This window comes from Natronorubrum marinum, assembly GCF_052040125.1.
Classification (GTDB): Archaea; Halobacteriota; Halobacteria; order Halobacteriales; family Natrialbaceae; genus Natronorubrum.
Genome location: NZ_JBPPFV010000002.1, coordinates 891,158 through 903,761, shown reverse-complemented (window position 1 = coordinate 903,761; position 12,604 = coordinate 891,158). Strand labels below are relative to the sequence as shown.

The 12,604-nt window shown below is 65.5% G+C and carries 12 protein-coding genes; 1 reads left to right on the top strand and 11 read right to left on the bottom strand.

Annotated features, from left to right (window positions below):
- Nucleotides 1-228 precede the first annotated feature (228 nt).
- From ACSFC5_RS14120 to ACSFC5_RS14105, 4 genes are all read right to left on the bottom strand, one after another.
- Nucleotides 229-2,523 (bottom strand): bacterio-opsin activator domain-containing protein, encoded by a 2,295-nt coding sequence (locus ACSFC5_RS14120; RefSeq protein ID WP_440765884.1) that lies wholly within the window; start codon nt 2,521-2,523, stop codon nt 229-231.
- A 139-nt stretch (nt 2,524-2,662) separates the two neighbouring features.
- Nucleotides 2,663-4,639, bottom strand: a complete 1,977-nt coding sequence (gene acs, locus ACSFC5_RS14115) for an acetate--CoA ligase (RefSeq protein WP_440765883.1) — start codon at nt 4,637-4,639, stop codon at nt 2,663-2,665.
- A gap of 139 nt (nt 4,640-4,778) precedes the next feature.
- A complete protein-coding gene (locus ACSFC5_RS14110) occupies nt 4,779-5,273 on the bottom strand; it encodes a universal stress protein (RefSeq protein WP_440765882.1) in 495 nt (164 codons plus the stop codon).
- A gap of 60 nt (nt 5,274-5,333) precedes the next feature.
- The gene (locus tag ACSFC5_RS14105) at nt 5,334-5,774 is read right to left on the bottom strand and encodes a universal stress protein (RefSeq protein WP_440765881.1); all 441 of its coding nucleotides are present in this window, start codon (nt 5,772-5,774) and stop codon (nt 5,334-5,336) included.
- A 118-nt stretch (nt 5,775-5,892) separates the two neighbouring features.
- Here ACSFC5_RS14105 and ACSFC5_RS14100 point away from each other — a divergent pair, with 118 nt between their 5' ends.
- A complete protein-coding gene (locus tag ACSFC5_RS14100) occupies nt 5,893-6,111 on the top strand; it encodes a hypothetical protein (RefSeq protein ID WP_440765880.1) in 219 nt (72 codons plus the stop codon).
- A gap of 34 nt (nt 6,112-6,145) precedes the next feature.
- Here ACSFC5_RS14100 and ACSFC5_RS14095 read toward each other — a convergent pair whose 3' ends face one another.
- The 7 genes from ACSFC5_RS14095 to ACSFC5_RS14065 all read right to left on the bottom strand — a co-directional run bounded on the left by ACSFC5_RS14095 (nt 6,146) and on the right by ACSFC5_RS14065 (nt 12,584).
- Nucleotides 6,146-6,622 carry a DUF2299 family protein gene (locus ACSFC5_RS14095; RefSeq protein WP_440765879.1) on the bottom strand — a complete coding sequence of 159 codons (477 nt, stop codon included), beginning with the start codon at nt 6,620-6,622 and terminating at the stop codon, nt 6,146-6,148.
- 87 nt (nt 6,623-6,709) lie between these two features.
- A complete protein-coding gene (locus tag ACSFC5_RS14090; protein ID WP_440765878.1) occupies nt 6,710-7,783 on the bottom strand; it encodes a hypothetical protein in 1,074 nt (357 codons plus the stop codon).
- A gap of 91 nt (nt 7,784-7,874) precedes the next feature.
- Complete coding sequence (locus tag ACSFC5_RS14085; RefSeq protein ID WP_440765877.1) at nt 7,875-8,834, bottom strand: hypothetical protein; 960 nt, start codon at nt 8,832-8,834, stop codon at nt 7,875-7,877.
- 60 nt (nt 8,835-8,894) lie between these two features.
- Entirely contained in the window at nt 8,895-9,440 is a 546-nt protein-coding gene (locus tag ACSFC5_RS14080; protein ID WP_440765876.1) for a hypothetical protein, read from the bottom strand.
- A gap of 2 nt (nt 9,441-9,442) precedes the next feature.
- Complete coding sequence (locus tag ACSFC5_RS14075; protein WP_440765875.1) at nt 9,443-10,756, bottom strand: DNA primase; 1,314 nt, start codon at nt 10,754-10,756, stop codon at nt 9,443-9,445.
- Nucleotides 10,757-10,905: 149 nt separating this feature from the next.
- A complete protein-coding gene (locus tag ACSFC5_RS14070) occupies nt 10,906-12,210 on the bottom strand; it encodes an outer membrane protein assembly factor BamB family protein (protein ID WP_440765874.1) in 1,305 nt (434 codons plus the stop codon).
- Between the two features lie 2 nt (nt 12,211-12,212).
- Nucleotides 12,213-12,584, bottom strand: coding sequence for a DUF3209 family protein (locus ACSFC5_RS14065; protein ID WP_440765873.1), 372 nt, complete (start codon nt 12,582-12,584; stop codon nt 12,213-12,215).
- Between the last annotated feature and the right edge of the window lie 20 nt (nt 12,585-12,604).

Here is a 12,604-nt window from a genome sequence, read left to right as displayed (position 1 = left end):
GCCGCCATCTAGTTGTGCAAAATCGGGCCGAACAACTAGGGTATATTGACTGTATTAGGATACTATAGTCGGTTATATCGGGGAGGGTTCCCCCGTCGAACGGTCGCGCGACGCGGCGGCGCGGACCGCCCGCGAGCCGGTCGGGCCGACGATGCGTGTGACCGCGCAGGCGCAAGGGCACCGCTCTAGAGGTTTAGTGTCGACTCGGCGGCGGTCGGCGCCGGACCGTTACGTGGTCTCTCCCGCCCCGTCGTCTTCGGTCGGGTCGTCGAAGAACGTCCGCAGGAGTTCGTGTTGCCCCTTCCGAAGGTGGTTGTGGAGCGTCGGCGAGGAGATCCCCATCGCGTCGGCGATCTCCTCGGCCGTGCTCTCCCGCGGCCAGTCGTAGTAGCCGCCGGAGTACGCCGCCCGAAGCGACGCCGCCTGCCGATCGGTCAGTCGGTCTTCGAGCCCCTCGCGGAACTCGCGGGCGGTCTGGACCGTCCGTTCGACCTCGCGTTTGCCGACCAGTTCGGAGTCGGGAAACGCGGCCCGAAGCCCGGTGACGATCGTCCGGACGTCCGCGTCGGCCGCGCACTCGGCAGTCAGCGTCGTCACGCCGCCTTCGGTGACGGCCTCGAGAACGGTGACGCCGTACTCGGTGAGCGTCAGCGCCGGGGACGAGCCGCGGACGACGAACTCGACGCGCCAGCCGTCCTCGTCGGTTTCGACCAGCCGGCAGTCGGCGACGCCGGGATCGTCCGCGGCGAGTTCGAAGACGTCGGCCGGCGACGCGCCCTCGAGACGCAGGTAGTACAGCTGCGTCGACTCCGAGATCGGGACGAGCGAGTCGAGTTCGAACCGACAGCCGAACCGCCGTGAGGCGTCGACGAAGACGGAGTCGGCGTCGCGACAGTCGAACTCGAGTTCGACGACGTTGTCGGAGAGCAGGAGGTTCCGACGCCGGATCGCGGCGATCGCGTAGCCGACCTGCCGGCCGATGGTCTCGAGCCACTGGCGTTCGTCGGCGTTGAACGCCCCCGCGCGCCCGGTCGCGACGGAAAGGGTTCCGTACACCGTGTCGCCGTAGGTCAGCGGAACGCGTGCGACGGCTCCCGTCCCGTCGCTCGACTCGCCGTCGTCGCCCCGGTCCGTCGTGATCGGGACGTCCGTTGCGATCGAAACCGCCGTCTCGCGTTCGTCGTCCGGTTCGCGCTCCTCGTTCGCCGTTCCGCGTTCGCCCCCTGTCCGCTCGTCGTCGGCCAGGTCGTCCGTCGTCGATCCCTCGAGCCACCGCTCCGGGAGCAGCTGGTCGATGGCGTCGGGATCGATCCCGCTCGAGACCCGCCACTCCCGGCGCCGGTTCGAGTGCGTCGCCCGGTCGATCCAGGCGCACTCGTAGGCCCGTCCGTCCGTCAGCGCGGCGCAGGTCTCCGTCTCGATCTCCTCGTGGTCGGTCGACTCGAACAGCGATCGAGTGACTGCACGGTGGGCCGTCGCGACCGCGTAGCGGTCCTCGAGTTCGTCCCGGTGCGATCGGACCGATTCGACCTCCTCGTGGACGGCCGAGGCATCGCGGATGAAGACGGCGAATCCGCGGTGGCGGCCCTGTTCGTCCCGCAGCGGCGAGACGACTTCGGTTGCCCGGAATCGCGTGCCGTCCTCGTGAATACGCCACCCGTCGGTCTCGGTGCCGGAGTCCTCGAGCGCCGCGGTGAGCGTTCGCTCGGGAACGCCGTCGTCGACGGCTTCGTCGGTGTAAAACGTCGAAACGTGCGTGCCGACGATCTCGCCGGCCCGGTAGCCGAACATGGCGGCCGCACTCCGGTTCCAGCGTTCGACGTAGCCGTCTGCGTCGAGTCGCAACAGGGCGTACCGGTCGCTCGCGGCGAGCAGCAAGCGGATGACGCTGTCGTCGCTCACCATCGGCCCGGCTCCCCCTCTCGACCCGTCGCGACCGGGACCCGACGGTCGTTCCGCGGCGTCGAAGGCGTCGACGATCTCCGCGTCCGTCGGCTCGGGGAGGTAGGGCTCGAGGGCCTCGAAACTCCGCCAGCCGCCGACAGTTTTGACGACACGGGGGTTGACCGCGTGGTCGACGAGCGCGGTTCGGGCGAAGAACTGCCGGAGGTCGCTCGTCGAGACGTCGGCGAGCGTCGGCTGGTCGAGGAACTCGGCGGCCCGATCGGCGACCTCCGACACCAGCATCTGGAGTCGACGGGCCGTGACGGAAAAGATCCGGTCGTCGGTCGTCAGCCCGTTGCTCCGGGCGTACCGGCGCAGTTCTCGCTCGACGTGGGTCGGCAGATAGGCGGTCCGCCCGGAGCCATCGTCGACGGCCGGCACCCGAATCAGGTACCGCGGCGGATCGATGCGGACCTGTTCGACGTCGTCGACGGTGAGTTCGGTGAGCTCGGTCGGTCGCAGCCCGACATCGCCACAGAGGCGGACTACGAGCGCCTCGCGGTAGGTTTCGGCGGCGTCGAGGAGCGACTCGTACTGGCTTCGGGAGAGTTCCGCCGAGTCCGGCTCCTCGAGACTCATTGTTCGCCCGTTCAAGTGGCACGAACATAATTGTATCGACGGTTCCGCCGGTTACAACTCGGAACGGGATTCGTCCGGCGGTACCAACTTGCTATTTCATTTCGCCACATTTGAAACGACGAAACCGATTCCCGCTGGCTCACTCCTCGCGAATTTCGGCCTGAATTTCGCCGACGATCTCCGGATTCCGGAGCGCGCTGGTATCGCCGAGTTCTTCGCCGTTTGCGACGTCCTCGAGTAGCCGACGCATGATCTTCCCCGAGCGCGTCTTGGGAAGTTCCGGCGTAAAGAGGACGTCCGTCGGGCGAGCGATCGGCCCGATCGCGGCCTCGATGTTGTCGACGATTGCCTCGCAGACCGCGCTCTGGTCGTCGTAGCCGCTTTCGGTGCTGACGTAGGCCTGGACGTCGGTTCCGTTCGTTCCGCTCGAGCGGCCGACGACGGCGGCTTCGGCGACGCCCTCGACGCCGGTAATCGCGCTCTCGATCTCCATCGTGCTCAGCCGCCGGCCGGAGACGTTGATCACGTCGTCGACTCGGCCGAGGACGGTGATGTAGCCGTCCTCGTCGATTCGAGCGGCGTCGCCGCTGCCGTACCACCACTCCCCGCGATCGGGATCCGAAAACTGGTCCCAGTACTCCGCGCGGAACCGGTCGTCGCCGTCGTACAGCGTTCGGACCATCCCCGGCCACGGGCGAGCGATGGTGAGGTAGCCGGATTCCCCGGGCTCGACCATCTCGCCCGATTCGTCGACGACGCGAACGTCGATTCCGGGAAGCCCCGGCCCGGCGGCCCCCGGTTTCATCTCGTCGACGCCGGGCAGCGTCGAGATCGTCACCGCCCCCGTCTCGGTCTGCCACCAGGTGTCGACGACCGGACACTCGCCGTTGCCGACGTGTTCGTAGTACCAGTTCCACGGGCGGGGGCTGATCGGTTCCCCGACGGAGCCGAGCAGCCGCAACGAGGAGAGGTCGTGGCGGTCGGGGTAGTTTTCGCCCCACTTCATGAACGCCCTGATCGCCGTCGGCGCGGTGTAGAAGATGTCGACGGCGTTCCGGTCGACGATCTCCCAGAGCCGATCCCGGTCGGGGTAGTCCGGGGTCCCCTCGTACATCACCGTCGTGGTTCCGAGCGCGAGCGGACCGTAGACGATGTAGGAGTGGCCGGTGATCCAGCCGATGTCGGCCGCACACCAGTAGGTGTCCTCGGGCTTGACGTCCAGGACCGCGTGGCTCGTCCACGCGACGTGGGAGAGGTAGCCGCCCGTCGTGTGGACGACGCCTTTCGGCTCGCCCGTCGTTCCCGACGTGTACATCAAGAACAGCATATCTTCGGCGTCTCTCGGGACGGGTTCGACGGTCTCCCCCGCGAACTCCTCGCGGAGATCGTGATAGTCGAACTCGTCGTCTCCGAGAACGTGCGGGAGGTCCTCACCGAGCCGGTCGACGACGACCGTTCGGACGTCCTGTGGGAGTTTGAGTTGGGCGTTGTCGGCCTTGCTCTTCTGGTTGAAGGCGTCGCCGCGCCGGTAGTAGCCGTCGCAGGTGACGAGAAACTCGCTGTCGGCGGCATCCATCCGGGTCGCGAGCGCATCCGCCGACAGCCCGGCAAAGACGACGCTGTGTGGCGCGCCGATTCGGGCGCACGCGAGCATCGCGATCGGCAGCTCCGGAATCATCGGGAGGTAGATCGTTACCACGTCGTCCTCCTCGACGCCTAACTCCCGGAGCGCTGCGGCGAACTCGTTGATCGCGACGTACAGATCCCGGTAGGTGTACGTCTTCCGGTCGCCGTGTTTGCCCTCCCAGCGGATCGCCGTGTGGGTCTTGCGGCCCGCCTCGAGGTGGCGGTCGACGCAGTTCTCGGCCGCGTTCAGTCGCCCGCCGGTGAACCACCGATAGAAGGGGGCGTCCTCCTCCTCGAGGACGGTTTCGTACGGCCGGTTCCAGGAGAGCAAGTCGGCTGCACGTTCCCAGCAGTTTGGCCAGTTGGCGTCGAACTCGTCGTAGATACCCGAATCCGTAACGTTCGCCTGCTCGACGAACGACGGTGGCGGGCTGCGGCGGGACCCGGTGAGGACGGGACGGTCGCCTCCCCACCCGTTCCGATCGACCATAGTACGTTCGAACCGAGGACAGTCAGCGGAATAAACGTTCCTCCCGTCCGTGGGTCTCGGCTGCCAGCGCCCGGTTGCCGACCGCCATTTTTCCTCGACCGAAGACGGTTCTCGGTGGCTGCGCGGGTCGTCTTGTCGCTCACTCGATCGTCGAGTCGATGTCGGCCAGCTCCGCGGGATCGATCTCCTCGCCGGGTTCGCGGACGACGTACACGTCGTACCGGTGGTCGCTGGCGACGGGGTTGCCGACGCTCGACTGCGGGGCGATCACCGAACCGGCGTTTTCCGAGCCGATGAACACCACCGAGGCACCGATTTCGGCGGCGATACGGCGGATCTCTCGGACGACGTTCGTCGTCGACGTTGCCGTGGGTTCGTCGGAGCTGACGCGCTCCGTCCGGTAGGTCGCTTCCGGTGCAATCTCGCTCGCTCGCTTCTGAATGCCCGTTTCGATAGCGTCGGGGTTGAACGGCTCTCCCTCCGTAATCCACCCTCGATCTCTCGCGTACTCGGCGTCGTCGGGGATCACCGTCAGCACGACGAGTTCCTCGTCGAGGAGGTCGCCGAACGTCGAGGCTTTCTCGAGCGCTTTACTCGCGAGCGGCGATGCATCGAACGGGACGAGTAACGTCATACCAGTATCTGGGACGACACTCGAGGTAAATGTTCGGCCTCCGACAACGAGTCGGGAGCGCTACCGGCCGCGGTCGGCTTCGCCGACGACCAGGACCGGCCGCGCCGCGGTTCTGACGACGCGGTCGACGGTGCTTCCGAGGAGCGCGCCCCGGAGCGACGAGCGGCCGCGCGCCCCGATAACGATCGCGTCAACGTCCCGTTCATCGGCGTACGCGACGATCTCCTCGGACGGGACGCCGGTTCGGATTTCCGTCTCGATCGGGACGTCGGCATCGGCAGCCGACTCCGCGATCGCCTCGAGCGTCTCCCCGGCCCGCTCCCGGCGTCGTCGATCGACCTCGGCCGGATCGACGATGGCGTTGTCGTACTCGGTTCGGCTCTCGAGGACGGCGATCACGTCCAGCGTGGCGTCGACCCGTCGGGCGAGTTCGATCGCGTGTTCGGCGGCCTCGGCCGCCGTCTCGCTCCCGTCCGTCGCGACGAGGATCGCGTCGTACATGCCTGCTCGTTTGCCCCGCTGAACCAAAACCCTACGCCCGATGCGGGCTGACCAGCGTGACCGCGCGGGTTCGAACGAAACCTCGTAGCACTATATGTCGCGGGACGTAGGTGCAGGTATGACCGAGGAAGTCCCGGTAACTCGGACGGACCTGCTCGTCCTCGTGGCCGTTTCGCTGGCTGGCGGATTTCTCATCGCGTGGGGGACAGTCTCGCTCGAACTCACTCCACGGTTCGTTAACGCCGTGTTCGTCGGCGCGGTAATGCTCGCGTTCTTCCTATTCATTCCCGTCATGGGAGTCCGACTCTTCGTCGACGACTGGAAGCGAGACGAGTAATCCGACCCGCTGAGCCGAGAGTCACGTCGCCCTCTCACTCGTCGTCGGCCGGCGCTCGAGCGCCGACCACCGCGACGACGTTTCTGACGTAGCGCATGCTCGTCGCGATCGCTATCACGGCGTCCATCAGGGCCTGCTGGCTGGCCCCGTCGGGGTAGAGCCGGTACTCGACTTGGACGGTCTCGGCGCGTCGAAGCTGGCAGGACTCCCCCGCCGAGTCGAGAAACGTGTAGAACCCGGGCGTCGCCGCCAGCATCGGTCCGACGTACTCGAGGAGTTCGCTTCGTCGCTGGTCGTCCCGGAGGAGCTCTTTCGTCCGTTCGGTGTCGAAGCCGCTCCGACCGACGATCCTGACTGGACCCCACTCGTCTTCCTTGATGACGTGAACCGGCAGCTGTGAGAGTTCGACCTGCAGGTTGAACGCCGTCTCCTCGTCGGTGTGGGCGGTCACGTCGCGAATCGCCGTCTCGTCCAGCCACTCGCGGACCTGCGTCTCACTAACGTGTCTCATGTACGTTCCGAACGTCGCGACGGCGGTTAAGGGTTCAGCGGTCCTGTGCCGGCCAGACGCGGTGTGCGGTGTTGATCGACGCGACGATCAGTGTTTGTCGGGCATCGTCGAGTGGCGGGCGGTCCCCTTCATGTCGGCGCGCTCCGAGGGCGGCGGCGCCATCGTAGAGTAGCGCGTCGCCCCGCCGGACGACGTCCCACGGTCCTGATCCGAGCCGAGTCCGGAGCCGAGTAGCCCGTCCTCCTCGTCTTCCTCGTCGACTTCTGCACCGTCTTCGTCGTCGGTCTCGCCGCCAACGGAGCTGGCAGACCGTTCCTGGAGTCGGTCCTGCAGCCCCTCGAGGTCGTCGCCGACATCCGAGAACGTCGACTCCATCGTCGATCTGAGCTGGTCGCCGATGCTGTCGCCCGTCTCCTCATCGGACTCGTCGTCTTCGCTGCCGGACTCGGGTTCGCTCGCATCGTCGCTCCCGAGAGCTTCGCTGGCACCTTCAGCGACCGATTCGACGGCCTCTCGAGCCCCGCCACCCTCGCTTTTCGACTCGTCTCCGTCGTCGCCGGTAACCGACTCGACCGCCTCTTGGACGATCCCGTCCCCGCCTGATTCGCTTTCGTCCACTTCGCCGTCGGCCGACTCGTCGCTGTCATCGTCGCCGGTGACCGACTCGACCGCCTTCTGGACGACCCCACCTTCGCTCTCGGACTCGTCCGCGTCGTCGGCGGCGGCGTCTTCGTCAGCCTCCGACGCATCGTCGGAGTCGCCGCCATCGTCGTCCGCCGTCTCGGACTCGTCTGCCGTCTCGTCCTCGTCGCCGCCGATCGACTGCTGTATCGCTCCAACCGCCCCCTCGAGCGCACCACCATCGTCGCCGTCGGCGAGATTCCCGAGGTGGAGCAGCCGCTGCAGTTCTTCGACCTGTTCGGGGTCGCCCTGTGCAATGGCCGCCGGAAGCGAGTCGGGTTCGCTGCCGTCCGGCAGTTCGTCCAGTCCGACCGCCTCGAGGAGGTCGTCCGGGTCGGACGACTCGAGGAGGTCGCTCGCCCGCTCGGCGGTCTCGAGCAAGTCGGGACCGTCCGACTCGTCGTCGGTGATCATCGAACCGCTCGCTGTCTCGGCGTCGTGCAGTATCTCGCTCACCCGTTCGTGGAGGTCCTGGCTCATAGTGTCTCTCTGTCGCTGTCGGTCGGCGTTCGGCCGTCGGTTCGCAGTAGCGGTGATCTCGGACGGTGAACGCTCGAGGGACGACGGTCGGTTACTCGGCTTCGGCTTCCGCTTCCGAGTTCTCGTCGTTCGACTCGTCGTCCTCGTCCGTCACCGCCGCGATGATTTCGTCGGTCATCTCCGCGCGGCTGAGGTTCGCTTTCACATCGACGTCTTTGGCCACCGACTGCAGATCCTCGTAGGACATGACGCCGAGGAAGTCCTCAAGGGTGTCCCGTCGGAGATCCTCGATGTCCTCGACGGAGGCATCGGAGTCCTCACCGGCGCTCCCCTCGTCGGCATCGTCGGCCTCGGACTCGTCCGTCGATTCGGACTCTTCCGCGCCGTCGTCATCGCTTTTGGACTCCGCTGCTTCGTCTTCGGCATCTGCTTCTTCCGCTTCATCCGACTCTTCGTCTTCAGCGTCGGCTTCCTCCTCTGCTTCGTCGTCCATCTCGTCGGCTTCGGTCTCCTCGTCCTCGGCTTCTGATTCCGTTTCGGACTCCTCGTCGGCCTCGAGGAACTCGTCGAGGCCGCTGCTCTCGCTGACTTCCTCGACGACCGACTCGATCGAATCTGTGGACTCGGATTCCGACTCCTCCGATTCGTCGTCGCTGTCGGACTCGGATTCCGCTTCGGAATCGCTCTCGAGGAGTCCCTCGAAATCGCTTCCCTCGGTTGCGCTCTGGGCTAACGACTTGACCGACTCCTTGGCCTCGTTCTGTTCGACCGTTTCCGTGATGCCGTCGCGAATCGCCGACTTGAGGTCCGACTGCACCTCCTTGCGGTCCTTCTCCTCGTCGATCCCCGCGGCGATCGATTCGTGGATGCCGCGCCCGATCGAGGCACCGAGTTCGCGACCGACGCGCTCGCCGAACTCGCGGCCCACCGCGGCGCCGATGTCGCCGCCGTCGATGTTGTCCTCGAGGGCTCCGTCGCCGAGCAGATCGGCAACGTCGATCTGGTCGCTTACCTCCTGGGCGACCATCTCCTTGAGGCCGCCGTCACTCATGGGAGACACCTCGAGAGTGGATTCTCGGTCCGGTAATGGGGAGGTGATTCGATACCATGGTTACTCCTCCTCGTCCTCTTCGCCGGAGTCGTCTCCGGCCTCTGTCTCGCCGCTCGAGTCTTCCTCGTCGGACCCTTCCGCTTCGCCCTCGTCTGCCGACGCTTCGTCATCCCCCTCGGCTTCATCGTCCGCGGACTCGTCCGTCTCTTCGGCTTCGGTCTCGTCGGTTTCCTCCTCTTCTTCGTCTTCAGTTTCGTCGTCGGACTCCGCTTCCTCGTCGCCGTCCTCTTCGGCGTCTTCGTCCTCGTCTTCCGCTTCTTCCTCGTCTGCCTCTTCGTCTTCGTCGGCCTCCACCTCGGGCTCTTCGTCGGGGCTGAGGAGTTCGTCGACGACCATATCGCCGATCGTCCGCCCGATGGATTCGCCGACCTTCCGACCGATGAGTGCACCGATCAGCCCGCCGAGGGCCTCCCCCAGCGGCTGGTCCTCGTCAATTTCGTCTTCCCACTGGGTTCCCTCGATCAGTTCGTCGACGTCGACGTTCTCGGTGACTTTCTCGAAATCGATGCGCTGCGCTATCGATGATGATTCGGATTCTTCGCTCATGATTAGGCTGTCTCCTGTGATGCTGCCTCGGGCTGGTCACCCGATTCGTCCTGTTGGTCGTCCGGTTCCAACTGCTCGATCACCTGTTCGATTACCTGGCTCACGACCGCCGCCACGAGGTCTTCGATCGGGAACCCGGGGATGAGTCCGAGTAGCTTCTCCTTCAGCCAACTCGTCGCCGCGGAGATCCGTCCGGGGGACTCCTCCTCGGCTTCGTCTTCCTCGTCTGCCGGCTCGGCGTCGCTTTCTTCGCCCTCGTCGGCCGCTTCTTCCGCGTCATCCTCGCCCGCCGGCTCCTCATCTGCACCGCCGAAGAGCCCGCGGAGCCACTCGAGGGGCTTGCTGACGATTCCCTTCAGCCAACTCGCGAGCGAGGAGAGCCGGCCGCCGGATTCGGCCTCCTCCTCGCCTTCTTCGTCCGCCTCAGCTTCCTCGTCTGCTTCCTCGTCGCCACCAATGCCGAGGAGTTTGCTCAGCAGTTCCTTTGGTTTGCTCAGCAATCCGCTGAGGAACGCCTTCGGTTTCTCCAGCAGCCCGCTGAGCATCTCCTTTGGCTTTTCGAGCAGTCCGCTGAGTACCTCCTTTGCCTTCCCGGGAACCTTCTTGAGCAGCTCTAGCGGCTTTTTCAGCAGTGACTTCGCCTTGTCCAGCATCGCACCGGGTCCGTCCAGCAGACCCGTCACCGCAGAGAGGAGGTTCCCGAGCAGGTTGTTCTCACCCGGACGAGCCGAGATATCGAGCGTAACCGGGTTCAGGTTCACCTCGAGACCGAGCAGATCGAGAAACAGTCCGTCGAGGTCGAGGTGCAAGACGCCGGACGCGTCGTCGCCTTCGTACACCACTTCGGCGTCGTCGGCGTGCCCCTCCTCGCGGTCGTCTTCGACGAGGTCGCCGGTATCGTCCAGTGCGTCCTCGTCTTCAGCTTCTTCCTCGTCTTCAGCTTCTTCCTCCTCGGCCTCCTCTTCCTCGGCTTCCTCTTCCTCGGCCTCCTCTTCCTCGGCTTCCTCTTCCTCGGCTTCCTCTTCCTCGGCTTCCTCTTCCTCGGCTTCCTCTTCCTCGGCTTCCTCTTCCTCGGCCTCCTCTTCCTCCGCTTCAGCTTCTTCTTCTGAATCGTCTGCTGACGCTTCGTCACTATCTGCTACCGACTCCTCGTCTTCGTCGCCTTCGTCTGCCATCTCCGCCTGACCGCCGTCGGTCATCACTCTGCGATCCGTCAGCTTCGCTTGCTCACCGCCGTGACAGTGGCTCGAGGAGTCTCCGACCTCCTTCGGATCGGAACACTCCTCGGAGCCAACATCTTCTAGGCCCGTTGTCATTATACGGGCAAACAGACGCGAGTTGGCGTTGTGGTAATTGGCCTTGCGTGTGCGACTGTTAGTCGTACAGAACGCTCACGAGTCAGACAGGCTACGGAAGCGAGATGTGGTCCGCTCGAATCAATCTATAAACCGACACCAATGTCGTGTTATTCGAGCGAGGTGACGTGCAGGACGTACTCGCCTCGCGTCTGCCCTTCGTCGTGGTATTCGACCGGTTCTTCGATCGCCGCGAGGGTCCCGTCGGCCGCGGCGGCAGCGGTGGCAATTCCCTCGAGGCGTTCGACCCCGATCGGGCCAGACTCGCAGTCGAACCAGCGCACGGCGTGCGTCTCGGGGTCGCGGACGCGGAAATTCTGCGCGCAGGGCGCGACGACCGTGTCGCCGTCATCGTCTAGACCGTGAACGAATCCGCACACCTCGTCGTCCCAGCGTAACTCGCCATCTCTGTCGAACGTCGCGATTCGGTGTTCGTTAGGATGGCGACGCTCGGTCTCGCGGCTCTCGACGGCGTAGGTGTTGCCGGTCACGAACGTCACGTTCCCGCCGTTTGCGTGAGCATGGTTCGGATACGCGTACAGCGTCTCGTCACCGATATCGGTCTCGACCGCCAGGTCGACGCGCCACCGCTCGGCCCCGCCGGGACCGAGCAGGTAGCCGCGCTTGTCGCCGTGACTCGAGACCGCGACCGAGTCGCCGCCGAAGGAGACGTCGCCGACGCGTCGATCCCCTTCGGTGCCGGGGTCCCAGGTCCACTCGAGGTCGCCCGTCTCGGCCTCGAGGACGACGAGTCCGGTGTCGTGGTCGCCCATGCAGCGATTGTACCCGACCGCGAGACGCTCGCCCGCGTCGTCCAGTTCGATCGTGATCGGCGAAGCGTCGGTTTCGTAGGTCCAGCGGACCGATCCGTCGGGCTCGAACGCGTAGACGGTGCTGTGCCACTGTCGAGTCTCGCCGTCGCGCTCGTAGCGTCGCGCGGCGGCGTAGAGCGTCTCGCCGGCGGCAGCAGTCTCGCAGGCCACGACGTACGGGAGGTAGAAGACGGTGTCCTTGACGGCCTCGCCGAGGTCGTCGACCGTGTCGTAGCGCCACTGTTGCTCGCCCGTCGCGGCGTCGTAGGCCGCGATGGTCCCGGTTTCGCCGCGACCGACAACGACGACGGTTCCGTCGCCGTTGGTCGTCTCGCCGAGCGTTTTGATCCCAACAGCGTGGTCCGGATGATCGACGGTCCAGCGGACCTCGGGTGACTCCGAGTCAGATCCGATCTCGCGAGCGGTCACGGTTCCGTCCCACTCGCCCGTGACGACGAGATCGTCACCCGAAGCGACGTGAACCGCAGAGCGAGTCCACATGTGGCGACTTCGGGCCGTTTCGATTTCACCGAGCGGGATCGACTGGAACTCGAGCGACTGTGTCCGTTCGTCGTCGTGTTCGGCATCCGCGGTCTCGGCCATGGTCAGTCCTCCACCGGGAAGGTCTCGTGAAGCATGTCGTGGGACTCACCGAGTCCGTCGACGATGCTCTCGCCCTGCGTGGTCAGTCGCTGAATCGTTCGTTCGGCGTTGCGGACCTCGAGCAACCGGCCTCGCGTGTAGTCGTACTCGGGATCGTCGGTATCCATTCCGGCGACCTCCTCCTCTAAGTCGACGAGGGCGGCGTCGAGGTGGCGTTCGATCGCCGTGAGGCTCTCGGCCTCGACGAGGGCCTCGATGGGGCCCTCGAGGTGGCCCTCGAGTTCCTTTTCCGCGTGGTCGCGGGTGCTCTGGTCCCCGACGCCGAGGACGTTCATCAGTCCGAGTCGTAGCGCTTCGATTTCGTGACAGCTCATGTCTGTTTTCAGTGTGGTAT

Bases quoted from the DNA above. Each gene is read 5' to 3' on its own strand.
- ACSFC5_RS14090 (WP_440765878.1), bottom strand. From the start codon at position 7,783: ATGAGCCAGGACCTCCACGAACGGGTGAGCGAGATACTGCACGACGCC.
- ACSFC5_RS14070 (WP_440765874.1), bottom strand. From the start codon at position 12,210: ATGGCCGAGACCGCGGATGCCGAACACGACGACGAACGGACACAGTCG.
- ACSFC5_RS14075 (WP_440765875.1), bottom strand. From the start codon at position 10,756: ATGACAACGGGCCTAGAAGATGTTGGCTCCGAGGAGTGTTCCGATCCG.
- ACSFC5_RS14120 (WP_440765884.1), bottom strand. From the start codon at position 2,523: ATGAGTCTCGAGGAGCCGGACTCGGCGGAACTCTCCCGAAGCCAGTAC.
- ACSFC5_RS14100 (WP_440765880.1), top strand. From the start codon at position 5,893: ATGACCGAGGAAGTCCCGGTAACTCGGACGGACCTGCTCGTCCTCGTG.
- ACSFC5_RS14110 (WP_440765882.1), bottom strand. From the start codon at position 5,273: ATGACGTTACTCGTCCCGTTCGATGCATCGCCGCTCGCGAGTAAAGCG.
- ACSFC5_RS14065 (WP_440765873.1), bottom strand. From the start codon at position 12,584: ATGAGCTGTCACGAAATCGAAGCGCTACGACTCGGACTGATGAACGTC.
- ACSFC5_RS14095 (WP_440765879.1), bottom strand. From the start codon at position 6,622: ATGAGACACGTTAGTGAGACGCAGGTCCGCGAGTGGCTGGACGAGACG.
- ACSFC5_RS14105 (WP_440765881.1), bottom strand. From the start codon at position 5,774: ATGTACGACGCGATCCTCGTCGCGACGGACGGGAGCGAGACGGCGGCC.
- ACSFC5_RS14085 (WP_440765877.1), bottom strand. From the start codon at position 8,834: ATGAGTGACGGCGGCCTCAAGGAGATGGTCGCCCAGGAGGTAAGCGAC.
- ACSFC5_RS14080 (WP_440765876.1), bottom strand. From the start codon at position 9,440: ATGAGCGAAGAATCCGAATCATCATCGATAGCGCAGCGCATCGATTTC.
- acs (WP_440765883.1), bottom strand. From the start codon at position 4,639: ATGGTCGATCGGAACGGGTGGGGAGGCGACCGTCCCGTCCTCACCGGG.